Source organism: Micromonospora sp. ATLC16 (assembly GCF_057196645.1).
Window position 1 is genome coordinate 1 of the sequence record NZ_JBXUOW010000077.1, and the last position, 21,493, is coordinate 21,493.

General features: G+C 72.1%; 23 protein-coding genes and 1 pseudogene. 6 read left to right on the plus strand and 18 right to left on the minus strand.

The window, feature by feature from the left end; translation table 11 throughout:
- Nucleotides 1-71 precede the first annotated feature (71 nt).
- The 7 genes from AC2CHE_RS23255 to AC2CHE_RS23285 form a co-directional block, all read right to left on the minus strand.
- Complete coding sequence (locus tag AC2CHE_RS23255) at nucleotides 72-830, minus strand: type III pantothenate kinase (protein WP_164448613.1); 759 nt, start codon at nucleotides 828-830, stop codon at nucleotides 72-74.
- Nucleotides 831-849: 19 nt separating this feature from the next.
- Nucleotides 850-1,746, minus strand: a complete 897-nt coding sequence (gene nadC / locus AC2CHE_RS23260; protein WP_484506982.1) for a carboxylating nicotinate-nucleotide diphosphorylase — start codon at nucleotides 1,744-1,746, stop codon at nucleotides 850-852.
- Nucleotides 1,743-3,437 (minus strand): L-aspartate oxidase, encoded by a 1,695-nt coding sequence (locus tag AC2CHE_RS23265; protein WP_484506983.1) that lies wholly within the window; start codon nucleotides 3,435-3,437, stop codon nucleotides 1,743-1,745. Before AC2CHE_RS23265 ends, nadC begins: the two co-directional genes overlap by 4 nt.
- A 61-nt stretch (nucleotides 3,438-3,498) precedes the next feature.
- A complete protein-coding gene (locus tag AC2CHE_RS23270; protein ID WP_484506984.1) occupies nucleotides 3,499-4,392 on the minus strand; it encodes a septum formation family protein in 894 nt (297 codons plus the stop codon).
- Nucleotides 4,393-4,553: 161 nt separating this feature from the next.
- Nucleotides 4,554-4,973, minus strand: coding sequence for an aspartate 1-decarboxylase (gene panD / locus AC2CHE_RS23275; RefSeq protein WP_484506985.1), 420 nt, complete (start codon nucleotides 4,971-4,973; stop codon nucleotides 4,554-4,556).
- Between the two features lie 27 nt (nucleotides 4,974-5,000).
- Nucleotides 5,001-5,849: a pantoate--beta-alanine ligase gene (panC, locus tag AC2CHE_RS23280; RefSeq protein WP_484507002.1), complete on the minus strand. Its 849-nt coding sequence runs from the start codon at nucleotides 5,847-5,849 to the stop codon at nucleotides 5,001-5,003.
- Between the two features lie 38 nt (nucleotides 5,850-5,887).
- Complete coding sequence (locus tag AC2CHE_RS23285) at nucleotides 5,888-6,850, minus strand: Rossmann-like and DUF2520 domain-containing protein (RefSeq protein WP_484506986.1); 963 nt, start codon at nucleotides 6,848-6,850, stop codon at nucleotides 5,888-5,890.
- A gap of 108 nt (nucleotides 6,851-6,958) precedes the next feature.
- Between AC2CHE_RS23285 and AC2CHE_RS23290 the strand changes: the two genes are divergently transcribed.
- Together AC2CHE_RS23290 and AC2CHE_RS23295 are read left to right on the plus strand one after the other, a co-directional pair.
- Nucleotides 6,959-8,149 (plus strand): SAM-dependent methyltransferase, encoded by a 1,191-nt coding sequence (locus tag AC2CHE_RS23290; protein ID WP_484506987.1) that lies wholly within the window; start codon nucleotides 6,959-6,961, stop codon nucleotides 8,147-8,149.
- 227 nt (nucleotides 8,150-8,376) lie between these two features.
- Nucleotides 8,377-9,558 carry an NADH-quinone oxidoreductase subunit D gene (locus AC2CHE_RS23295; protein WP_484506988.1) on the plus strand — a complete coding sequence of 394 codons (1,182 nt, stop codon included), beginning with the start codon at nucleotides 8,377-8,379 and terminating at the stop codon, nucleotides 9,556-9,558.
- 45 nt (nucleotides 9,559-9,603) lie between these two features.
- Here the strand turns inward: AC2CHE_RS23295 and AC2CHE_RS23300 are convergent, their stop codons facing one another.
- The 4 genes from AC2CHE_RS23300 to AC2CHE_RS23315 all read right to left on the minus strand — a co-directional run bounded on the left by AC2CHE_RS23300 (nucleotide 9,604) and on the right by AC2CHE_RS23315 (nucleotide 14,104).
- Complete coding sequence (locus AC2CHE_RS23300; RefSeq protein WP_484506989.1) at nucleotides 9,604-11,268, minus strand: hypothetical protein; 1,665 nt, start codon at nucleotides 11,266-11,268, stop codon at nucleotides 9,604-9,606.
- Between the two features lie 158 nt (nucleotides 11,269-11,426).
- Nucleotides 11,427-12,428: a glycine betaine ABC transporter substrate-binding protein gene (locus AC2CHE_RS23305; RefSeq protein ID WP_484506990.1), complete on the minus strand. Its 1,002-nt coding sequence runs from the start codon at nucleotides 12,426-12,428 to the stop codon at nucleotides 11,427-11,429.
- A gap of 258 nt (nucleotides 12,429-12,686) precedes the next feature.
- Complete coding sequence (locus AC2CHE_RS23310; protein WP_484506991.1) at nucleotides 12,687-13,421, minus strand: ABC transporter permease; 735 nt, start codon at nucleotides 13,419-13,421, stop codon at nucleotides 12,687-12,689.
- Nucleotides 13,418-14,104 carry an ABC transporter permease gene (locus tag AC2CHE_RS23315; protein WP_484506992.1) on the minus strand — a complete coding sequence of 229 codons (687 nt, stop codon included), beginning with the start codon at nucleotides 14,102-14,104 and terminating at the stop codon, nucleotides 13,418-13,420. Before AC2CHE_RS23315 ends, AC2CHE_RS23310 begins: the two co-directional genes overlap by 4 nt.
- A gap of 2 nt (nucleotides 14,105-14,106) precedes the next feature.
- On the opposite strand from AC2CHE_RS23315, the gene AC2CHE_RS23320 reads away from it, so the two are divergent.
- Nucleotides 14,107-15,102: an ABC transporter ATP-binding protein gene (locus AC2CHE_RS23320; protein ID WP_484506993.1), complete on the plus strand. Its 996-nt coding sequence runs from the start codon at nucleotides 14,107-14,109 to the stop codon at nucleotides 15,100-15,102.
- Between the two features lie 104 nt (nucleotides 15,103-15,206).
- Here the strand turns inward: AC2CHE_RS23320 and AC2CHE_RS23325 are convergent, their stop codons facing one another.
- The 7 genes from AC2CHE_RS23325 to folP form a co-directional block, all read right to left on the minus strand.
- Nucleotides 15,207-15,698 (minus strand): hypothetical protein, encoded by a 492-nt coding sequence (locus AC2CHE_RS23325; protein WP_484506994.1) that lies wholly within the window; start codon nucleotides 15,696-15,698, stop codon nucleotides 15,207-15,209.
- Between the two features lie 77 nt (nucleotides 15,699-15,775).
- Nucleotides 15,776-16,081, minus strand: coding sequence for a hypothetical protein (locus tag AC2CHE_RS23330; RefSeq protein ID WP_484506995.1), 306 nt, complete (start codon nucleotides 16,079-16,081; stop codon nucleotides 15,776-15,778).
- A gap of 55 nt (nucleotides 16,082-16,136) precedes the next feature.
- Nucleotides 16,137-17,345, minus strand: a complete 1,209-nt coding sequence (locus AC2CHE_RS23335; protein ID WP_484506996.1) for an ABC transporter permease — start codon at nucleotides 17,343-17,345, stop codon at nucleotides 16,137-16,139.
- A 265-nt stretch (nucleotides 17,346-17,610) separates the two neighbouring features.
- Nucleotides 17,611-18,096: a DUF3180 domain-containing protein gene (locus AC2CHE_RS23340; protein WP_484507003.1), complete on the minus strand. Its 486-nt coding sequence runs from the start codon at nucleotides 18,094-18,096 to the stop codon at nucleotides 17,611-17,613.
- A gap of 109 nt (nucleotides 18,097-18,205) precedes the next feature.
- Complete coding sequence (gene folK / locus AC2CHE_RS23345) at nucleotides 18,206-18,733, minus strand: 2-amino-4-hydroxy-6-hydroxymethyldihydropteridine diphosphokinase (RefSeq protein ID WP_484506997.1); 528 nt, start codon at nucleotides 18,731-18,733, stop codon at nucleotides 18,206-18,208.
- Nucleotides 18,730-19,095: a dihydroneopterin aldolase gene (gene folB / locus AC2CHE_RS23350; protein ID WP_484506998.1), complete on the minus strand. Its 366-nt coding sequence runs from the start codon at nucleotides 19,093-19,095 to the stop codon at nucleotides 18,730-18,732. Before folB ends, folK begins: the two co-directional genes overlap by 4 nt.
- Entirely contained in the window at nucleotides 19,092-20,042 is a 951-nt protein-coding gene (folP, locus tag AC2CHE_RS23355) for a dihydropteroate synthase (RefSeq protein WP_484506999.1), read from the minus strand. Before folP ends, folB begins: the two co-directional genes overlap by 4 nt.
- Before the next feature lie 344 nt (nucleotides 20,043-20,386).
- On the opposite strand from folP, the gene AC2CHE_RS23360 reads away from it, so the two are divergent.
- The 3 genes and pseudogenes from AC2CHE_RS23360 to AC2CHE_RS23370 all read left to right on the plus strand — a co-directional run.
- Nucleotides 20,387-20,704 carry a hypothetical protein gene (locus tag AC2CHE_RS23360; RefSeq protein WP_484507000.1) on the plus strand — a complete coding sequence of 106 codons (318 nt, stop codon included), beginning with the start codon at nucleotides 20,387-20,389 and terminating at the stop codon, nucleotides 20,702-20,704.
- Between the two features lie 13 nt (nucleotides 20,705-20,717).
- Entirely contained in the window at nucleotides 20,718-21,080 is a 363-nt protein-coding gene (locus AC2CHE_RS23365) for a hypothetical protein (protein ID WP_484507001.1), read from the plus strand.
- A 49-nt stretch (nucleotides 21,081-21,129) separates the two neighbouring features.
- Nucleotides 21,130-21,493 (plus strand): annotated as a pseudogene (locus tag AC2CHE_RS23370) (ATP-binding protein); the annotation flags it as partial.

Consider the following 21,493-nt stretch of genomic DNA (forward strand, 5'->3'; position numbering starts at 1 on the left):
GCGCAGGGATCAAGCCTGACCGCCCGGAGCCGGTCGGGCTGCCCGGAACCCCCACCGAACCACACCAAGCGTCAGACGTTCCGCTCGTACACCATGCGCAATCCGATCAGCGTGATCATCGGTTCGTGATGCGTGATCGTCCGGCATTCGTTGAGCACCAGCGAGGCCAGCCCGCCGGTCGCGATCACCGCCTTCAGCTCGCCCAGCTCGGCGGCCATCCGCTCCACGATCCGGTCCACCTGACCGGCGAAGCCGAAGTAGAGGCCCGCCTGTAGGCACTCGACGGTGTTTTTGCCGATCACCGAGCGGGGCCGGGTCGCCTCGACCTTGCGTAGCTGGGCGGCGCGGGCGGCGAGCGCGTCGAAGGAGATCTCGATGCCCGGGGCGAACGCACCGCCGAGGAACTCGCCTCGGCCGCTGATCACGTCGAAGTTGGTGGTGGTGCCGAAGTCGACGACGATGGACGGCCCGCCGTAGAGGGTGTACGCGGCCAGCGTGTTCACCACCCGGTCCGCGCCGACCTCCTTCGGATTGTCGATGGCGAGCTGCACCCCGGTACGTACGCCGGGCTCGACGATGACGCTCGGCAGCTCACCGTAGTAGCGGGTCAGCATGGTCCGCAGCGAGCGCAGGGCCGCCGGGACCGTCGAGCAGGCCGCCACGCCGGTGATCTCGACGGCGTCACCGGCGAGCAGCCCCCGGAACATCAGTCCCAGCTCGTCGGCGGTCGAGCGGGCGTCGGTCTTGATCCGCCAGGAGTGCACCAGCTTGTCGCCGTCAAAGGTCGCCAGCACGGTGTTGGTGTTCCCGATGTCGATGCAGAGCAGCACGCACGCAGCCTAGACGGATTCACTCCGTGCGCAGGTCCAGGGCGATGTCCAGGATCGGTGAGGAGTGGGTGAGCGCGCCGACCGAGAGGTAGTCGACGCCGGTGGCGCCCACCGCCGCCGCGTCGGCGAGGGTCAGCCCGCCGGTCGCCTCCAGCTCGGCCCGGTCGCCGACGGCGGCGACCACCTCGGCGAGCACCACCGGGGACATGTTGTCCAGCAGAAGAAAGTCGACACCGGCCTCGACCGCCTCCATCGCCTCGGCGAGGGTGTCCACCTCCACCTGCACCGGCACGTCCGGGAACGCCTCCCGGACCCGCCGGTACGCGGCGGCGACGCCGCCCGCCGCGAACTTGTGGTTGTCCTTGACCATGGCGACGTCGTGCAGGCCCATCCGCTTGTTCGTGCCGCCGCCGGCCCGGACCGCGTACTTCTCCAGGGCCCGCAGTCCGGGGGTGGTCTTGCGGGTGTCCAGGACCATCGCCTTGCTGCCGGCCAGCGCGTCCGCCCAGGCCCGGGTGTGGGTGGCCACCCCGGACATCCGGCTGAGCAGGTTGAGGGCGGTCCGCTCGGCGGTGAGCAGCACCCGGGTGGGGCCGGTCACCGTGGCCAGCACGTCCCCCCGGGCCACCCGCTCGCCGTCGCGGGTCACCAGCGACACCTCGACGGTACGCCCGACGCCGGTCGCCTCGGCGGCCAGCTCGAACACGGCGGCGGCGACGGCCAGCCCGGCCACCACTCCATCGGCGCGGGCCACCACGTCGGCGGTGTCGGTCTGGGTCGCCGGGATGGTGGCGACGCTTGTCACGTCGATCCCGTCCGGGCCGAGGTCCTCGACGAGCGCGTTCTCGATGATCCGGCGCACCTGGTCCGGGTCCAACCCGGCCGCACGCAGCATCCGCTCCGTCTCGCTGGTCATCGCGTCTCCTCCCACCGGGTGGTCAGCCGTCCGGCTCCGTCGAGGGCACCGACCAGGTGGCCGTGCCACCGCTCGTCGACCACCGGGAAGTCCTCCCGCCAGTGGCAACCTCGGGTCTCCCGGCGGGCGTACCCCGCGGCGACAAGGGTGGCGGCCACCGTGAGCAGGTTCGTCGCCTCCCAGTCGGCGGTACGCGGGGTGCCGCGAGCGACGCTCAACTCGACCAGTTCGGCGGCGGTCGCGGTGAGCGTCGCGGCCGAGCGGAGCACTCCGGCACCCCTGGTCATCGCCCGCTGCAACACCGGCGTCGTCGCGGCCGGCAGCACCCAGCCGCCCTCGCCCCGCCACGCCCCGCTGTCCGCCGGCCGGGCCTGCTCGGGCAGTCCGGACGCGATGTCGTCGGCGATCCGCCGGGAGAAGACCAGCCCTTCCAGCAGCGAGTTGCTGGCCAGCCGGTTCGCGCCGTGCACGCCGGTGCAGGCGACCTCGCCGCAGGCGTACAGGCCGGGGATCGAGGTCCGGCCGCGCAGGTCGGTACGGACCCCGCCGGAGGCGTAGTGCGCGGCCGGCGCCACCGGGATCAGGCCGGTTCCCGGGTCGACCCCGGTGGCCAGGCACGACGCGACGATCGTGGGAAACCGGCGGGCCAGGAAGTCACCGCCGAGATGGCGGGCGTCGAGGTGGACGTGATCGGCACCGGTGGCCAGCAGCACCCGGTGGATACCCTTGGCCACCACGTCCCGGGGTGCCAGTTCGGCCAGTTCGTGCTGGCCGAGCATGAAGCGCTTGCCGTCGGCGTCCACCAGGTACGCGCCCTCGCCCCGCAACGCCTCGGAGACCAGCGGCTGCTGGGCGTGCCCGGCAGCGGGCACCCGGGAGTGCTCCGGCACGATCAGCGCGGTCGGGTGGAACTGCACGAACTCCACGTCGGTGACCGCCGCACCGGCCCGCATGGCCAGGGCGACCCCGTCGCCGGTGGAGACCGCCGGGTTCGTGGTGGCCGCGAAGATCTGCCCCATGCCTCCGGTGGCCAGCACGACCGCGCGGGCCAGCAGGGCGCCGACACCGTCCTCACTGCCCTCGCCGAGCACGTGCAGGGTGATCCCGCACGCCGCACCGAGCCCACCCGGACCGTCGCCGGCGGCCCGGAGCAGATCCAGCACCAGCGCGTGCTCGACAAGCCTGATCCACGGGTCGCGGCGCACCGCCTCGTGCAGCGCCCGCTGCACCTCGGCACCTGTCGCGTCGCCTCCCGCATGCACGATGCGGTCGGCCCGGTGCCCGCCCTCGCGGGTGAGCATCAACGACCCGTCGGCGTTGCGGTCGAACTCGGCACCCAGGCGCATCAGTTCCCGCAGCCGGGTCGGCCCCTCCTCCACCAGCACGCGGACCGCAGCCGGGTCACACAGACCGACGCCGGCGATCTCGGTGTCCGAGGCGTGCATGGCCGGGGTGTCGGCCGGGTCGAGCACCGCGGCGATGCCGCCCTGCGCCCACCTGGTCGATCCCTCGTCGATATCGACCTTGGTGACCACGGTGACGTGTAGGCCGGCCTCACGCAGATGCAGCGCGGCGGTCAGCCCGGCCACCCCGGAGCCGACCACGATCACGTCGGTGGTCTCCACCCAGCCGGGCGCCGGGGCGGCCAGCCGGCTCGGCAGCGTCGGCAGGCCGACGGTCGGTAGGTCCATACCCCCAGTCAACCCGAATGCCATTCATCTCGGGCGGCGGGGGCGGGACGAGTGGTTCCGGCTACTCCGTCCGGACCGGAAGCTCAGCCGGGCCGACCCCCTTGAGCGTCCCGGTCACCCGGCGGTCGCTGAGCCACAGATAACAGCGGATCCCCCGGTCGCCCACCCGCCACCGACCGGCGCTGGGCGGACGCACCACCACGTCGGTACGGAAGACCAGGTCGTCGTCGGCCGGCAGACCGGCGAAGCGGGCGAGGACCGAGCGGCAGCCCGCGTAGAAGGGCGCCCACTGCGCGCTGCGGGTCGGGTACGGGCGGTTCGGGGCGGGCCAGACCCCGGCGAACTCGGCGTCGTGGCGCTCGGTGCACGGCACCGAGACCAGGGTCTGCACCACACCGCCACCGCCGGTGCGCGTCTGCTGACACCCCAGTCGCAGCGGCGACGTCGTCCGCAGCACGTCGCGCAGCGAGCCGGTCCGCAGCACGACCTCGGCGCCCGCCTCCACCGTGTCGACCTCCATCAGGTCGCAGCGGTACCAGCGCGAGCCGGCCGTCCAGCCCGGCCCGGACGGCACCGCGACCGCCAACCGGAGCCGCCCGGCCCGCCAGTTGTCACCGACGTAGCCGTTGGCCCGGTTGTCACACTCGACGAAGGCGGTACGCAGTTCCGCCGAGCCGGTGGCCGGCGGTTCGTCCCGGGCGGGAAAGGCGCCGACGTGCACCGTCTCGACCCGGTGCGGCGCGGCGCAGTCCACCGGCGCGTACGCACCCAGCGGCACCACCTCGGCGAAATCGGCCTCGTGACAGACCCCGGCGACCGGGGTGAACGGCCCGGGCGGCGGCAGCGCGGCCCAGTCGTCCACCAGGTTGCCGTCCAGCCCACCGGTCGACCCGCAGCCGGCCAGCAGCGCCGCCGCGATGATGGCTGCGACCAGGGTCCTCGTCGCATGCTGCATGGCGCCGCCTCCCCCAGTCAGCGGCCGTCCCCCGACGGCACCTTCAGGGTAACCAGAGAAGTACTTCCGGTGACAGACCAGAATCGCGGCACGATCGTCGCCGCCGGTCCGAGCGGCCGTCCGGGCGGGTGCCGACGCAACCCGGCCGCCGAGCGGAACCGCTACACCGACAGCGGGTTCGGCACCGGGGCGCCGGCGGTGCCGGGCGCGGCGGTCGACGGGTCGGCACCGAGGTCGACGACCCTGTTGTCCGCGTCCACGTGCACCACCCGGGGGCGGTACGCACGAGCCTCGGCATCGTCCATCTGCCCGTACGAGATGAGGATGACCAGATCACCCGGCTGCACCAGGCGGGCTGCCGCACCGTTGATTCCGATCACGCCGCTGCCCCGCCGGCCCGGGATGACGTACGTCTCCAGCCGGGCACCGTTGGTGATGTCGACGATCGCCACCTGCTCACCGGGAAGCAGGTCGGCCGCGTCGAGCAGATCCTCGTCGACGGTCACCGAGCCAACGTAGTGCAGGTCCGCCTGGGTCACCGTGGCCCTGTGGATCTTGGACTTGAGCATCGTGCGGAACATCGGGACGCCTTTCGCGGGTACGTGCGGTCAGGAAGCCGGGTCGAGTCGGATCGGAGCGTTGTCGATCAGTCGGGTGGTGCCCACCCAGGCCGCCACGAGCAGTCGGGCCGGGCCGCGCACCGGCCCGGGCTCCAGATCCGGATCGGTGAGCACCAGGTAGTCGAGCCGTGCTCCGGAGCCGCCGGCGCCGAGGGCGACGTGCGCGGCAGTCAGCACCGCCGCGGCGTCACGACCGGCCGCGGCGGCCTCCGCGCCGGCCCGCAACGCCCGGGACAGGCTCAGCGCCAGCGAGCGCTCGGCCGGCGAGAGGTAGCGGTTGCGGCTGGACAGGGCGAGGCCGTCCGGCTCCCGGACCGTGGGCACCCCGATCACCTCGACCGGCACGTCCAGGTCCCGGCACATCCGCCGGACCAGGGTCAACTGCTGGTAGTCCTTCTCACCGAAGAAGGTCAGGTCCGCGCGGGTGAGTTGGAGCAGCTTCAGCACCACGGTGAGCACACCGTGGAAGAAGCCGGGTCGGCTCGCCCCCTCCAGATCCTCACCGAGTGGCCCCGGATTGACCCGGACCGCCGGCTCGCCGCCGGGGTACATCTCCCCCAGCGAGGGAGCGAAGACCAGGTCGGCACCGGCTCGCCGGCAGACTTCAAGATCAGATTCGAGAGTACGCGGATAGCGGTCGAAATCCTCGTTCGGCCCGAACTGCAGCGGATTCACGAAGATCGTCACGATGACGTGGTCGGCGCGTGCCCGGGCCTCCCGCAGGAGCGTCTCGTGCCCCTCGTGCAGCGCGCCCATGGTCATGACCACCCCCACCGTCCCGGTGCGGGCGGCTCGTGCCCTGGCCAGTTCGGCACGGGTGTGCACCAGCTCCGTCACGTGATCCACCTCGCTCGACACCTGTCCCCCGCCGATGGTCACGCCGCCACCCCGCTCCGGTAGTCGTCCAGGACGCCGATCAGTGACGCCGCGTCACCCGGACGCAGCCGGCCGGCCGCGACGGCCCGATCCGCGGTACGCCGCGCCAGCACGAGGTAGGGCTCGACCGACTCTGGCGCGGTGGCGGCGAGCCGCGCCAGGTGCCGCCGCACCGTGCCGGCGTCGCCACGGGAGACCGGGCCGGTCAACGCGTCGTCACCGAGGCGCAACGCGTTCTCCAGCGCGGCGCGCAGCAACGGGGCGAGCACCTTCTCGGGCTGGCCCACCCCGGCGTCACGCAGCCGGTCGGCCGCCTCGTTGACCAGGGTCACCAGGTGATTGGCACCGTGTGCCAGCGCCGCATGGTACAGCGGTCGGTCCGCCTCGGCGATCCACTCGGGCACCCCGCCGAGGTCGACCACCAGCCGGGCCGCCAGCGGGCGCAGGTCGGCCGGCGCGGTCACCCCGTACGAGACGCCGGGCAGCCGGCCAAGGTCGTCGGGCGTACCGGCGAAGGTCATCGCGGGATGCACCGCCAGCGGACGGGCGCCAGCCGCGCTGGCCGGCGCCAGCACCGCCAGGCCGTGCGCCCCCGACGTGTGCGCGATCACCTGGCCGGGGCGCAGCGCGCCGTCGGCAGCCAGACCGGCCACCACCTCGGCCAACGCGTCGTCCGGCACGGCGACCAGGAGCAGGTCGATGGCTGCCCGAGCGACCTCGGTGGCGGAGCGGCGAGGGACGGTCGGCAGCAGCAGCGCCAGGCGGGCCCGGGAGGCACCGGACGCCCCGCTGGCGGCTACCACCCGATGCCCCGCAGCGGCCAGCGCGGCGCCCAGGGTGGCACCCACCCGCCCGGCGCCGATGACGCCGACGGTGAGCACGGAAGCGGTGGCGACCTGGGCAGCTGCCACGGTCGCGGGCCGCCGACTGGCGGCCGAGTCGGTGCGCAGCGGTGCGCTCATGTCACGATCCAGTCCTCGAGACGGGTACCGGTCGGGGCAAGTATGCGTCGCTGACGCGGATCTGAAACAAGGATGTGTGAAATCGTTCACCGGTGTGAGGAGGGCCCCATGTCGATGCGCTGGCGAAAGGCGATGCGGCAAGCGCTCTACGGACCCGCGGGTTTCTTCGTCTCCGGCACCGTGCCCGCAGCCCATTTCCGGACCAGCGTGCACGCTTCCCCGATCTTCACCTCGACGCTGCTCCGCCTGATCCACCAGCTCGACACCGCTCTGGGCTTTCCCGACCGCTTCGACGTGGTGGATGTGGGTGCTGGGGGTGGCGAACTGCTCGACGCACTTGCCGTTGGGGTTTCCGGGGAGCCCGCCCGCTCCGGGCGGTCAGGCTTGATACCTGCGCGGGCGGGCTCCCCGGAAACCCTGGCCACCACTGCCGCCGCTCACCCCTGCCGGGGTGGTGTCTCGTCCGGGTCCGTCGATTCGTCGCCGTCCGCGCCGGTTCCGCTGGCGCGGCGGGCACGGTTCACCGCCGTCGAACTCGCCCCGCGCCCCGGGAACCTTCCCGATCAGATCGTCTGGACGAACGAGATACCCACCAGCGTCACCGGCCTGCTCCTGGCCACCGAGTGGCTCGACAACGTCCCCCTCGACCTGGCCAGCCAGGTCGACGACCGCTGGCGCTATCTTCTCGTCGACCCCACCACCGGCACCGAGACGACAGGCGAACAGATCAGCCCCGCAGATCTCGACTGGCTGACCACCTGGTGGCTCCCCACGGACCGCACTCCCACGGATCGCAGCTCAGCCGTGCACAGGGCGGAGATCGGGCGGACCAGAGACGAGGCGTGGGCTGACGCCGTGGGGCGCGTCGACCGGGGGCTGGCGTTGGCGGTGGACTACGGACACCTGCGTGCGGAGCGGCCGATCGACGGGACGCTTACCGGGTACCGGGCCGGGCGGCAGGTGCCACCGGTGCCGGACGGCACCTGCGACGTCACCGCGCACGTCGCCATCGACTCCGTCGCCGCCGCCGGTGAACGGGCCGCCCGGTGTGCGTACCTGCTGACCTCGCAACGGGAGGCGTTGCGCGCTTTCGGGGCCGACGGTGGGCGACCGCCGCTGAGCCTGGCCGCCAGTGACCCGGCCGGCTACCTGCGGGCACTGGCCACGGCGTCGGCGGCGGCCGAGCTGACCGACCCGGCCGGTCTCGGCGGCCACTGGTGGTTGTGGCAGCCGGTCGGCCTGCCGGCCGACCGGCTGCCCCTTGGTCGGTCCTCGCCGACCAGCTCGGATCGACGATAACGCAGCTGCGCCGGCACCGTCGCGTCGATCGCGCGCACCGCCGCTTCGGCACCGGAGTACAGCTCCGGGTCCAGGTTGACGAAGCAGCCGTGCGACCCGACCACCGCCCGCGATCTCCGTACGCTCCATGGGCCGGTTCGTACGAGTGCCGGGCAGGGTGCGCACCGCCCTCTCGGTCGAGGCCGGGACGCGGACGGATGCCGTCCGGGTTCGGAGTTCATGGCACGATGGCGGGCATGACCACGGGCGAGCGGCGCGAGCTGACCGTCGGCACCGGCGCCGGGCTGGTGGCGGGCACCGGCGGGGAGCAGCTCGGCGCGGACATGGTGCTGAACATCGGACCGCAGCACCCCTCCACGCACGGCGTGCTGCGGCTCAAGCTCGTGCTCGACGGCGAGCGGGTCCTCGCCGCCGAACCGGTCGTCGGCTACATGCACCGTGGGGCCGAGAAGCTGTTCGAGGTACGCGACTACCGGCAGATCATCGTGCTGGCCAACCGGCACGACTGGCTCTCGGCGTTCGCCAACGAGCTGGGCGTGGTGCTCGCGGTGGAACGGCTGATGGGCATGGAGGTGCCCGAACGGGCCACCTGGCTGCGGATGGCCCTCGCCGAGTTGAACCGGATACTCAACCACCTGATGTTCCTCGGTTCGTATCCGCTGGAGATCGGGGCGATCACTCCGATGTTCTACGCCTTCCGGGAACGGGAGACGCTCCAGGCGGTGATGGAGGAGGTCTCCGGCGGGCGGATCCACTACATGTTCAACCGGGTCGGGGGCCTGAAGGAGGAGGTGCCGGCCGGCTGGACCGGGCGGGCCCGGGCCGCCATCGGTGAGGTACGCCGCCGGATGCCGGACCTGGACAAGCTGATCCGCCGGAACGAGATCTTCCTGGCCCGTACCGTCGGGGTGGGGGTGCTGTCGGCGGCCGACGCGGCGGCGTTCGGTGCGTCCGGTCCGGTCGCCCGGGCCTCCGGGCTCGATCTGGACCTGCGCCGGGACGAGCCGTATCTGGCCTACGACCAGCTCGACGTGCCGGTGGTGACGAAGACGGCCGGCGACTGTCACGCCCGCTTCGAGGTGCTGCTCGATCAGGTTTACACCTCCCTCGATCTGGCGGAGCAGTGCCTGGACCGGGTCGACCGGCTCACCGGACCGATCAACACCAGGCTGCCGAAGGTGCTCAAGGCGCCGGAGGGACACACCTACGCCTGGACGGAGAACCCACTCGGCATCAACGGGTACTACCTGGTCTCGCGGGGCGAGAAGACGCCGTGGCGACTCAAGTTGCGTACCGCCTCGTACGCCAACGTGCAGGCCCTGGCCACCCTGCTGCCGGGCTGTCTGGTGCCGGATCTGATCGCCATCCTCGGCTCGATGTTCTTCGTGGTCGGCGACATCGACAAGTGACGGCCCCTTCCCGCCGCCACTGACGGTTGGCGGCGAGTCCCGGGGTCAGCGCCAGCGGCCAGCGCCGCTCTCGTACGCGGCCGGACCGTGGTCGGGCTCCTCCACGCGGTGCCGGCGGCCGTACTGCTCCCCGCCCGCACGCGGTGCGCGCGCCGATTCGGGCTGGTACCCGTACGCCGGCTCCGGCGCGTAGCCGCGCGCCGGCTCGGGCTGGTGGCCGCTCGCCTGCTCGGTCTGGTGACCGTGCTGACGGGGCGGTCGCCACTCCTGCGGCACCGGCACCCCACCGGCGGGAAGCGCCGGACGGCTCGCCGGCTCACCCCAGCCGTCCCGCCACGCGTCGTCGCTCGCCGCCTCCCGGCGTGGCTCGTCGCGACGGACGCTCGCCCAGCGGTCCTCCATCCGGTACTCGGTGCCGGCCGGATCGGCATGCAGCTCGGCCCGGCGTTCGCCGACGCGCAGCTCGCGGCCCCGGTCGTCGTCGCGTACCGCCGCCCACCGGTCCCCGGCCCGCAGCTGCGCCCAGTACGCCCCGGTGTCGTCCGCCCGGTGTCCCCGGGCCGTCGGCACCGGGTCGGCAGGGGTTTCCCAGTGCTGGTCACCCGCGTTCCAGCCCCGGTCATCGTGCGGGCCCCAGTCGCCGCCGTCCCGGTCCGTGGGCGCGTGCGAATAGCCGGAGCCGCCGTCGCGGGCGGTGGACCAGTCGTCGTGCGCGGTGGACCAGCGACCCTGCTCCCGCGCCGGGGACCAGGAGCGTTCCTCGTCGCGGGGGGAACCGGACCAGGAGCGTTCCTCGTCGCGGGACGATCCGGACCAGGAACGCTCCTCCTCCTGGGCCGCCCCGGACCAGGAACGTTCGTCGTGCCGCTCCGCACCGGACCAGCGGCGGCCACCGTCCCGGCGGGGACGGTCCTCGCCGTCGGACCACGAGTGGTCGTCCCGGTCACTGCCGCGCCCCTGTCCGTGCTCCCCGGGCTGCGCTCCCGACCACTCCGACGCGTACCCGCCATACCGGCCGCCGGACTCGCCCACGATGGTGTGCCGGGTGGTCACATGCACCGTCTCGGTGTGCCGGACCACCCCGAGCGGCCTCCGCCCCGCCTCGTCCGGGCGGCTGTCCTGCTCCGGACGAACCGGCGAACCGTAGACAGCGGCTGAGCCGCTGGCGGGTCGATCGTTGCCGGGCCGGGAACGTTCCCCGCCGTACCCACCGACCGGGCCGTGACCGGGCTGAGCGGTGCCATAGACCCCGGCCTGCGCGGCCGGTCGTTCGGCCTGCGGCGGCGGGGCCTCCGGGGTCGGCACCCGGGCCCGCCCGGCGCCGGACGGCTCGTCGTTCGTGACCGTCTCGGCGCCACCCGCGTCGATCCGCCGCCGCACCCCGGCCAACGCCTCGTGCACCCGCTGGACCTCGTCGAGCGCCTGGTTGCCACGCTGGGCGGCAGCAACGATCTCACCGCGCAACTCTCGCCGCAGTTCGTCTACCTCCGCCCGAAGTTCCTCGGCGTGCGGTCCACCGCCGTCGGTACGCAGCGTGATGGAGAGCCCGATCAGCACCACGGCCAGGATGGCCAGCACCGCGGCGAACCGAAGCGGCCCGTTGCCGTCAGCGACCAGCAGGACCAACACCGCGACGGGGGCCAGGGCCACACCGCCCCAGAAGAGCACGGTGAGCAGCTTGCGCGTATCGACGGTTGGCGGGGCGGGCATGGGTCTGCAGCCTACCGAGAGTTGCGTCAGGTGGGAACGGCTCGACGGCAGGTCCCCGTTGCGAGCCGGCGAGGGTCACCGCCGAGCGGTCGAGGCCGGCAGACGGCAAGGCGCCCCGGCCGACTCGGCCGAGGCGCCATCGCGGGTGGCGCGGCTGCTCAGTTCTGCGCGTACGCCGCGTCCGTCGAGAAGACCAGGCCGACGCTGATCGTGCCGTTGCGCAGGCCCGTCTTGGTCAGCGGGCCGCCGCCGTCGAGCGAGGAGAACGATCCGACCGTCAACCCGTAGGTCTGCTCCAGGCCGGGCTTGCAGAACGGGCGCTCCTGGCACTCCGGCGGGCCACCCAGCACCGTCGCCGTACCCGAGCACTTCTCGGCCAGTTCGGAGAGGGTGCGCACGCCGTACTTCTCGGAGAACTCCTGGGTCACGGCGAAGGCGTTCTGAGTCTGAGCCGCTGCCGGCGCGCCGAAGGTCAGACCCACCTTCTCGCCCAGGTCACGCAGCGCGGTGACGGTCTTTTCGACGTCCGGCGAGGAGACCGGTTGGCCACCGCTGTTCACCTTGCCGTTGAGGAACTCGGCGAGGGTGGCCGCGTACTCGGGGACGACCTGGATCTCGCCCTTCTCCAGCGCCGGCTCGTACAACTCCCGGTTGCCGATCTGCTGCACGCTGACCTGGTAGCCCGCGGCGGCCAGCTGGATCTTGTAGAGCTCGGCGATGATCTCGCTCTCGGTGAAGTTGCCCGCCCCGACCGTGATCTGCCCGCCCGGTCCCTGCTCCACACCGTCGGTCAGCGAGTTGGCGTCGGCGAACTCCTTCGCCGCAGCCTGGGCGCTCTTGCGGTCCACGTCGACCGCCTTGTTGAGCTGTACCAGCTTCGGCGTGTCGAGCGCTGCGGAGACCTTGTCGAGCGCGGCGATCAGCTGCGGGGTCGCCACCTCGCTGTTGACCGCCGGAATGATGTTGTCGGCGTTCTGCAGTGACTTGTCGTCTTCGAGTGCGATCAACTGCTCACCGGCCACCGGCGCACAACCCTCGCCGGAGGCACCCTGCTCGGGCGCATCGGTGCCGGACGAACCGGCGTCGCCGCAACCCGCCAGGACCGCCGCCGCCGCGACAGCACCCACGACCGCGATGGACAGTCTTCTAACTGCGCGCATGAGCCCGCCTTCCGTGTCCCGGCGCGGCCCGGGTGGGCCGGCCGCGTGTCCGACGGGCGTCCGCCCTTCGGCCGCCCGCGATACCACCCAACATCCTGATACCACCCCCCGACAACCCGAGGAGGCGTTCGTCACCGTAACGTCACCCATTGGAGTCATCGGGCGCCGGCCGGCAGCTCCGCAGACGGCGTCGAGTGCCCATGCGACCCGATCGGCCGGGTGTTCCGTTCCGTGCTTTTCGAGCCTCGGTTCTCCCGGTCAGGAACCGGCGACGGCGTCCGCCGCGCGTCGCCCGGCACGACGCCGGGCGCGGCGCAGCGGGCGGGGGGTGACCAGCCGTTCGACAAACGCGAAGAGCAGTTCGACGCTGACCGCGAGCCCGGCGACCAGTAGCCCGCCGGCCAGGATCTGGCCACCACCGACCGCGATGCTCAGGCCGAAACCGAACCGGATGATCTCGCCCAGGCCACCCCCGTTGACGAAGGTCGCGAGCGCCGCGGTGGCGACCACCTGGACGGCGGCGGTGCGGAATCCGGCCGCGAGATAGGGCACCGCGAGCGGCAGTTCCACCCGACGTAACACCTGCGCGCCGGTCATGCCCATGCCACGGGCCGCCTCCCGGGTCTGCGGATCGACCTGCCGCACCCCCGTGTACGCGTTCGCCAACAGCGGCGGCACGGCGAACACGGCCAGCGCCACCACCACCGCCGGCCGGCCGAAGCCGAGGAAGGTCAACGGGAGGATGGTGAGCAGGGCCAGCGTGGGCACCGCCAGGGTCAGGTTGGAGACGAGCACCACCAGCCCGCCGCCCCGGCCGGTGTGTCCCAGCCACAGGCCCAGCGGCCAGGCCACCAGGCAGCCGACCAGCACCGCGGCGGCCGAGATGCTGACGTGCTCGCCGAGCCGGTCCAGGATGCCGCCCGGGTTCGTCCAGTTCAGCGGATCGTTGAGCCAGACCACCGCCTGGGACACCGGATCCGTCGCGGCGCTCATCCGTTGCGCCCGCGAAGCCATGGGGTGAGCAGCCGACCGGCCCCTACCAGAAGCAGGTCGAGCACCAGCGCCAGCAGGACGCAGAGCAGCGTGCCGGTCATGATCTGAGCCTTGTAGAGGTTGTTCCGGAAACCGGCGAAGATGATCTGCCCGAGCCCACCCCGCCCGATCACCACACCGACGGTCACCAGGGCGACCGTGGACACCGTGGCCAACCGCAGCCCGGTCAGGATGCCGGGTAGGGCGAGCGGCAACTCGATCCGCCACAGTCGTCCCCAGCGCCCGTAACCCATGCCCTCGGCCGCCTCGCGGACCTCCGCCGGCACCTGGTTGAGCCCGGCCACGGTGTTACGCACGATCACCAGCAGCGCGTACAGCACCACCACGCTCAGCACGGTCGCGACGCCGATGCCCAGATAGGGTGCGACGAATGCGAACAGGGCCAGGGAGGGAACCGTGTAGAGCACCCCGGTCAGTGCGAGAATCGGCCCGGTGAGCGGCCGGAACCAGTAAGCCACCACCGCCAGCGGGACGGCGATCAACGCGGCGATGAGCACCGCCCGGAGGGTCAGCGTGGTGTGCTCACGCAGGGCGTTGAGCACCGTTTCGGAGTTGTCCCGCACGTACTGCCAGGAGAACCATGGGTTACCCGGATCAGCCCGGTAGCTCAGGCGGAAGGACATACGTGGAACTTACCCCGGGAGCCGACGGTGATCGACGCGCCGCGTCGATCACCCTCGACGGCATCGGCAAGCGCTACCTGGACGGCACCGAGGCGGTGCGGGAGCTCAGCCTGCATGTCGACGAGGGCGAACTGGTCGTGCTGATCGGCCCGTCCGGCTGTGGCAAGTCGACCGTGCTACGCATGATCAACCGGCTGATCGAGCCGACCGCCGGCCGGATACTGCTCGGCGACTCCGACGTCACCCGGGTCGACCCGGTGAAACTGCGCCGCCAGATCGGCTACGTCATCCAGAACGTCGGGCTCTTCCCGCACCAGACGGTGGCCGCCAACGTCGCCACCGTGCCCCGGCTGCTCGGTTGGGCCACCGGCACCGTCCAACGCCGGGTCGAGGAACTGCTTGAACTGGTCGGTCTCGATCCGGCACAGTTCGGCCGCCGCTACCCCCACGAACTCTCCGGCGGCCAGCGGCAGCGGGTCGGGGTGGCCCGGGCCCTCGCCGCTGACCCGGTGGTGCTGCTGATGGACGAGCCTTTCTCCGCCGTGGACCCGATCGTGCGTACCCGGCTTCAGGAGGAGTTTCTGCGGTTGCAGGCGGAGGTACGCAAGACCATCGTCCTGGTCACCCATGACCTGGACGAGGCCGTCCGGCTCGGTGACCGGATCGCGGTGCTCTCCGAGGGCGGCCGGTTGGAGCAGTACGACACCCCGGCGACGCTGCTCGGCGCTCCCGCCACCGGTTTCGTCCGCGAGTTTGTCGGGGCCGACCGGGGCATCCGCCGGCTGGCCGTCACTCCGGTGACCCGGGAGGTGCTCGGTCCGCTGCCGGTCGACGGCGGTGCGGGCCTACCGTCGGTGCCGCTGGGCGGGTCGGCGTACGACGCGCTGGCCCTGCTGCTCACCTCCGCCAGCGGCCAGGCCGTGGTCACCGAGGACGGGCGGCCGGTCGGGACGCTCAGCCGGGAACGCATTCTGACACTGACGGAGCCGGTCGGCTGAGTGCCACGTCGGCGTCGCCCGGCCGACCGCTGGGCGGAGCGGGGTCTGACGTCGGGCACCGGAGGTCGGCCGGGTCCGTCGGCACGACGGACCCGGCCGTACGGTCAGCGCCGACCCCGGTATCCGCCCAGGGTGGCGATGCCGATGATCCAGCCGACGAAGAGGCCGTACTCCGCGCCGTCCCCCGCAGCCTGGAAGGCGCCCAACAGCGACGGGTTGGTCCGGATCAGCGTGGTGAACAGGGCCGCGAAGGCCCCGGCGAAGACGAACGCCCCCCAGCCGGCGAAGAACTGGCTGATGGTGCCCCGGGCGCGGGCGAGCTGGGAGCCCGGCAGCAGGTAGAGGAAGAGGAAGGTGAGGACGACCACGAGGATCGCCCTCAGGTCGTCGGCGAAGATCTCCTGGATGGAGTCGGAGGAGTCGAATCGCCATGCCGGCCAGGCGAGCAGTCTGAGGAACCACCCGCCGGCGCTGTCCGGATCGGTGTTGTCCCTGACCCAGTCGACGTACCAGGGACTACCGAAGACCAGGACCAGGATGAGCGCGGCGAGCGTGCCGGCGCCCGGTGCGGACTTGTAACGATTGGTGAGAGCCATGGCCCCGCTATTTCCCAGCGGATCGACGCAGGCAAACGCGAGGCGTCAATTGTGACGGTAGGCGCGTTTGATGACGCCTAGTGCTTCATCAGGTAGTCGATGAACGCGGCGCGCAACAGCGGTGCCGACTCCTCGTAGCCGTGCCCGGTCATCTCGCGCCAGAGAGCCACCGCCTCATCGACCGTCGGCCCCACCGAGTTGGGCGCGCCGTCCAGCGCGGCGGCCTCGTCCGCATCCGGCAGGTGCCGCAGCACCGACCAGAAGAACCGTACGTCGCGGCGCTCCCGAGCAAGGGTGAACGCCCGTTCACGCAGCTCCTCGGTGGTAAGGACGTCCAACTCCTCGAACGACCGGTCGCCGGAGATCGATGATGTGTCGGTCATGTGCCGAGCCTATCCGCCGAGATCACGCTCGGCGCGCCGACGAGGTGCCGAACCGTCACCGGTCGTCGGCCTCCCAGGCTGGCGGGCCCATCTCCCAGCGCCGGGCCCCCCACGGGTCGGTGCCGCTCACGGTGGGTTGCGCCGGCAGCACGGGCGGCCAGTCACCGACCGGTTGCGGCTGCGTCACACCCCATCCTGCCGCGGCGGCCGGTTCGCTGGACGGCGGGGGCAGTGCCCCGAGAACCGGCAGCGGAGCTCCGTACCTCTCGACCAGGCGCGTGACGATGAGCCCGACGGCCAGCGCCGCACCACCGACCGCCCAGTAGCTGACCGTCCAGCCGCGCGCCCCCGCGTACGCCAGGAACAGCCCGATCGCGCCGACCGTCAGCAGCGTGCCGAAGACGCCGCCACGCAGCCCGAAGGCGCTGGTGCCGGCGAGCAGCGTCGCGCCCACCGCCAGCACCGTCCAGTCCAACCCCGCCGCCGGTGTCACCGTCCCGTCCTCCGCGGCGATCAGCACTCCACCGAGGGTCGCGAGCACGGTGGAGAAGACGTATCCAGTGGTGACCACGAGAGTGGCCGCCGCTCCCCGCCGCCGAGCTGGGTCGGCGACCGGACGGAACCGGCCGACCAGCCGACGGATCGGACTCACCGCTCCGAAGAGGCCACCGAACACCGCGATCGCGGCGAAACCCACGAAGAGTTGTCCGGCGGTCCCCCGAGGGTCGTAATCCCCCTGCACCAGTACGGGCGCGGAGCGCTGCTCGATGTAGACGACGACACCGGCCGCACCACCGAGGCTCGCCGCCCAACCGGGCACGTGCAGCAGCGCGACCACCAGCCCGAGCAACAGTCCACCGATCGCGGCCACCGCGGTGGCCGTGCCGACCGTGCCGAGCAACCCGCGGTCACCCTGTTCGGCGAAGTGCAGCCCGGCCGCCACGGCCACCGGCCCGACAGCCAGGTTGACCGCTGCGGTACGCAGTGTCAGCCCGACGGCCAGGGCGAGCAGACCCAGGCCGACCACGTCGACGATGAGGTCCCGCAGTCCGCTGCCGCGCAGCAGGGTCGGATCCTCCCGCCACACCAGGTAGACCAGTGCGCCGAAGCCGAGCAGCAGGAGCGTCTCCCAGACGATGTAGACGCCGAAACGGTCCCGGCCCGGCTCGGCGTCGGGATCGTCGACAACGGCCTCCGCCCCGGTCGCGGAACCGGCCGAGGTGGGCTCCGGCGGTCCGTCACGGCCCGGCTCGTCGTACCCCATGATTCCTGCCTCCCAGCGGTCGCCCGGACTCCACCGACGCGGGGGCGGACACAGCGGCGGGACGTTGCCTTCGGTCGCAGGCACCGTACCCGCGCGCGAGAGCGGACGTAACCCCCTGCCTGGGCGGGTGATCGACGATCCGGACCGCGTCGCGCGGACCTTGCCGACCGGGCGGGCCTAGCGCACCGCGGCCGAGTGCGGTGTCCAGGAACGCTCACCGGAGGCGTCGGACCCGACCGACGACCGGCGGTGTCGGACAAACGCACTAGCGGTGGCCCGGGTGGCTCTCCCAGTCGTCCGGCTCGTGCTCGTCGTCGGGCCGCTCCGGAACGCGACACGCCCGCTCCAGCCAGAGCGCGGCGGCCACCAGGGCGGTCGCGGCCAGCAGACCGGCGATGGCTGCCGGGCGGTCGTCGGCGGCCGCCCGCGTCGGCTGTACGAACAACCACCCGGTCAACCCCGCGTACCCTCCGGCGAAGATGGCGCCAACCAACGCGGACGCCTTGGCCAGTACGACGAACCGAGCCACCACCAACGGATTGACCGGGTCACGGCCCGGTCGGCGGTCGATCCGACCCCGGGTGTTGATCGCGGCGTACGCCTCCAGCACGGCCAGCCCGGCCAGCGTCACCACCGGCAACCAGGGCAGCGGCGGCAGCCGCTCGTAGTAGATGCCGCTGATCAACAACCAGGCCGCCGCGGCGGCGGCCAGGGCAGCCACCACCAGCGTCGAGATGCGGGTGGGCCCCATCCGCGACCCGTCCGGCGGCGGGGAAACGCTCATGCCGGCGCCCCGTGGCACATCACGCCGCCAGGAGACACCGCCGCGCTGAGCCTGATGGTCCCGTCGGTGCGCTCGCTCATGCCGTCGACTCTAACCTCAGATCGGGTCGGGGGCTCAGTTCCGGCACCTCGACGGCGAGCGGGCCGGTGGTGAGCAGGTCGGTCAACGGGCCATACCCCGGCAGTTGACCGTAGGGCTGAATGTCGATCCACGGTCGCAGCACGAAGGCCCGCAGATGTGCCCGGGGATGCGGCAGCGTCAACTCGGGGTCGGTGCTCAACACCGGGCGGTCGTCGTCGGTCCACACCGCGACGATGTCGACGTCGAGCGTGCGGGGACCGAAGCGCCGCTCCGGGTCCCGGACCCGACCGGCGGCGGCCTCCGCCGCCCGCGCGCGCGCCAACCAGTCGTAGGGTCCGGCGTCCGGGTCCGCGGCCAGCAGCACGGCGTTCAGGTACGCCGGCTGGTCGGTGTCGCCCCATGGCGGGGTCTCGTATACCCCGGAGACCACCAGCACACTGTCACCGAGGACGGTCAGCGCGGTGCGCAGGTGACCCAGCCGGTCACCGAGGTTGCTGCCGAGGGAGAGCACGGCGCGGGTCATCGGGTACGCGTCCGGCGCATCGTCACGGCCACGTCGGTGAAGGCGTGCGGAACCGGTGCCTCGGGCTTGTGCACCGTCACCGTCACGCCGGACACCCGCGGATCCGCCAGGCAGACCTCGATCAGCCGATCGGCGAGGGTCTCGAGCAGATTGACCGGCTCGCCGGTGATCACCTCGACCAGCCGTTCGGCCAGTTCGCCGTAGTGCACGGTGTCCCGTACGTCGTCGGACCGGGCGGCCGGGCCTAGATCGAGTTCGAGCACCGCGTCGACGACGAACTCCTGACCGTTGGCGCGTTCGAAGTCGTACACCCCGTGCCGGCCGTGCGCCCGCAGGGCGGTCAGCTCGATCCGATCGGTCATCGTCGCCCCCGCCCCTCGACTGCGGCCTCGACGACGGGGGCCGGCCGCCCGACGTCACGTACCCCCGGCCCGGCGTCGGTCGACGAGACGGCGTCGGCTGCCGGTGCTGCCGCCAGCCGGGGACGACCGGTGGCCTGCCAGACGGCGAGGGCGTCGACGGTGGCGCGTACCTCGTGCACGCGTACCCCCCAGGCGCCCGCGGCGACCGCGAGCAGGCTGGTGGCCACGGTGGCCGCCGCCCGCCCGTCGATTGGTCGGGGCAGGCCGTCCGGGCCGGCCAGCAGTTGTCCCAGATAGGACTTGCGGCTCGCGCCGAACAGCAACGGGTAGCCGAGTTCGACAAGTTCGGGCAGCCGGCCGCTGAGCTGCCAGTTGTGGGCCGCGTTCTTGGCGAAGCCGAGGCCCGGATCGATGATGATGCGATCCGGGTCGACTCCGGCGGCGAGCGCCGCGTCCACCCGCTGGCCGAGTTCGGCACGGACGTCGGCCACCACGTCGCCGTAGCTGGCCAGCTCGCTCATCCGGCGGGAGTGGCCGCGCCAGTGCATCAGCACCCAGGAGCAGCCGGCGTCGCTGACCACCCGGGCCATGTCGGTGTCGGCGAGCCCTCCCGAGACGTCGTTGACCACGACCGCGCCGGCGTGCAACGCCGCCACGGCCACCCGGGCGCGGGTGGTGTCGATGCTGACCGGGACACCGGCCGAGGCGAGTTCCCGGATCACCGGTACCACGCGGGCGGCCTCGGTCTCCGCGTCGACCCGATCAGCGCCGGGTCTGGTCGACTCACCACCGACATCCACCAACCCCGCTCCCTCGGCTCGTAGCCGGACGCCGTGTGCGACAGCGGCCTCGACGTCCGCGTAGCGTCCGCCGTCGGAGAAAGAGTCGGGCGTGACGTTCAGGACGCCCATCACCACCGGGGCCGGGGCCCGCACCAGATCGGTCACGAGTAGGACGGTACCGGTCCGGTGACACGTCGCAGACCGCCCCATCGGCACCCCTGACATGGCAATTAGAACAGGTGTACGATCGGTCGTCCGGGCCGCTTCGGGCAGTATCTTCGCGGGTTGTCGCAAAGGGGGGCGGCCCGTACGCTGTGAAATTGCCCAGCATTGAGATGGCGACGGTTGGAGGGAGGGCCAAAACGGGACAACCCGCCCAAAAATCGCCACCCCACGTGGCGGTTGTCGTACGCAGGGTCTCGGGCGCTGCGCACATTTGAGCACCGATCCCGCCAGGCTCGCCTACTGCACTACCGCGGCGCCGCCGGCCGCGACTTGGGGAGGTTTCAGTGATCGCCATCGAGCTGATGGAAACGGCGTCCACCAACGCCGGCCACCTGCTCTCCACCCTGGCGTCGTCGATTCCGTTAGCCGCTGAGGAGCCGAAGGGGATCGACACCGAGGGCGTCGTCACCTTCTTCGCCAGCAAGATCGCTCCAATCCTGCTGGCCGTGCTGGGCGTCATCTTCATCGGCCGCGCCAGCCGAGGCGAGATCTCCAAGGTGCTGACCAGTTCGGCCATCGCGATCGTCGGGCTGGCCTTCATCGCCGGAGCCGCCACCCTCTTCTTCATCGGCGACTTCCTGATCAACCTGATCTTCGAATAGGCGCGGGCACGAGATGCGGCTGCGCACCGACGACGACATCTACCGGGCCCGCCTGGTCTATCTCGGCCCGCCCGGCTACACCCTTCCGGTCCACCTGCCGTACGCCCAGTACGGGCTCTTCATGCTGCTCGTTCCCCTCTACATATTCATCCACTGGCTGTTCACGCTGCAGGTTGAGCTCTTTCCCGCCTGGGAGATCGCCCTCGCCATCGTGACCACCTCGTTCGTCTTCCGGTACGTCGACCCGGACCGTCCGGCGCGCATGGTGATCCGTACCGCGCTGACCGACTGGCGACGCACCCGGGAGCCGGCCGCCGAGCAGCGCGATCCGCGCCTGGTCGGCAGCAGGATCAGGATCCGGGAGGAACTGGCATGACCGGCTGCACGCCGTACGGGCCGAACGAGGACACGGGCAGGGCGATCGCATGAGCCGCTCCGCCACGCCGGGATCTCCGGCCGGACGTCCGGCCGCGCCAAACGGTCACCGTGCGCGTTCGTTCGACTACCCGGAATCCGACGAGCGGGACGAGGCCACGCCGGATCCGGCGCTCGCCACCACCCCGGGTCATGGCAGCGTCGGCGTGTTCCAGGCACCTCGCCCGCCGCAGCGCCGGGCGGTTCCGGCCGACCCGGCCCCGGCCAGCCGGGACGGCGCAGACATCGACTCCCCGTTCCTCGACCTGTTCGGTGGCGCATACCCTCGCGGTGGTTCCGCCCAGCGGGGCAACGCGCTCCCCGCGCGGGCCCTGCCGCAGCAGCCGCACCCCACGCCGCCACCCGCCGTCGGGC

Bases quoted from the DNA above. Each gene is read 5' to 3' on its own strand.
- nadC (WP_484506982.1), bottom strand. From the start codon at position 1,746: ATGACCAGCGAGACGGAGCGGATGCTGCGTGCGGCCGGGTTGGACCCG.
- AC2CHE_RS23265 (WP_484506983.1), bottom strand. From the start codon at position 3,437: ATGGACCTACCGACCGTCGGCCTGCCGACGCTGCCGAGCCGGCTGGCC.
- AC2CHE_RS23270 (WP_484506984.1), bottom strand. From the start codon at position 4,392: ATGCAGCATGCGACGAGGACCCTGGTCGCAGCCATCATCGCGGCGGCG.
- panD (WP_484506985.1), bottom strand. From the start codon at position 4,973: ATGTTCCGCACGATGCTCAAGTCCAAGATCCACAGGGCCACGGTGACC.
- AC2CHE_RS23285 (WP_484506986.1), bottom strand. From the start codon at position 6,850: ATGAGCGCACCGCTGCGCACCGACTCGGCCGCCAGTCGGCGGCCCGCG.
- AC2CHE_RS23290 (WP_484506987.1), top strand. From the start codon at position 6,959: ATGTCGATGCGCTGGCGAAAGGCGATGCGGCAAGCGCTCTACGGACCC.
- AC2CHE_RS23295 (WP_484506988.1), top strand. From the start codon at position 8,377: ATGGCGGGCATGACCACGGGCGAGCGGCGCGAGCTGACCGTCGGCACC.
- AC2CHE_RS23300 (WP_484506989.1), bottom strand. From the start codon at position 11,268: ATGCCCGCCCCGCCAACCGTCGATACGCGCAAGCTGCTCACCGTGCTC.
- AC2CHE_RS23305 (WP_484506990.1), bottom strand. From the start codon at position 12,428: ATGCGCGCAGTTAGAAGACTGTCCATCGCGGTCGTGGGTGCTGTCGCG.
- AC2CHE_RS23310 (WP_484506991.1), bottom strand. From the start codon at position 13,421: ATGAGCGCCGCGACGGATCCGGTGTCCCAGGCGGTGGTCTGGCTCAAC.
- AC2CHE_RS23315 (WP_484506992.1), bottom strand. From the start codon at position 14,104: ATGTCCTTCCGCCTGAGCTACCGGGCTGATCCGGGTAACCCATGGTTC.
- AC2CHE_RS23325 (WP_484506994.1), bottom strand. From the start codon at position 15,698: ATGGCTCTCACCAATCGTTACAAGTCCGCACCGGGCGCCGGCACGCTC.
- AC2CHE_RS23330 (WP_484506995.1), bottom strand. From the start codon at position 16,081: ATGACCGACACATCATCGATCTCCGGCGACCGGTCGTTCGAGGAGTTG.
- AC2CHE_RS23335 (WP_484506996.1), bottom strand. From the start codon at position 17,345: ATGGGGTACGACGAGCCGGGCCGTGACGGACCGCCGGAGCCCACCTCG.
- AC2CHE_RS23340 (WP_484507003.1), bottom strand. From the start codon at position 18,096: ATGGGGCCCACCCGCATCTCGACGCTGGTGGTGGCTGCCCTGGCCGCC.
- folK (WP_484506997.1), bottom strand. From the start codon at position 18,733: ATGACCCGCGCCGTGCTCTCCCTCGGCAGCAACCTCGGTGACCGGCTG.
- folB (WP_484506998.1), bottom strand. From the start codon at position 19,095: ATGACCGATCGGATCGAGCTGACCGCCCTGCGGGCGCACGGCCGGCAC.
- AC2CHE_RS23365 (WP_484507001.1), top strand. From the start codon at position 20,718: ATGCGGCTGCGCACCGACGACGACATCTACCGGGCCCGCCTGGTCTAT.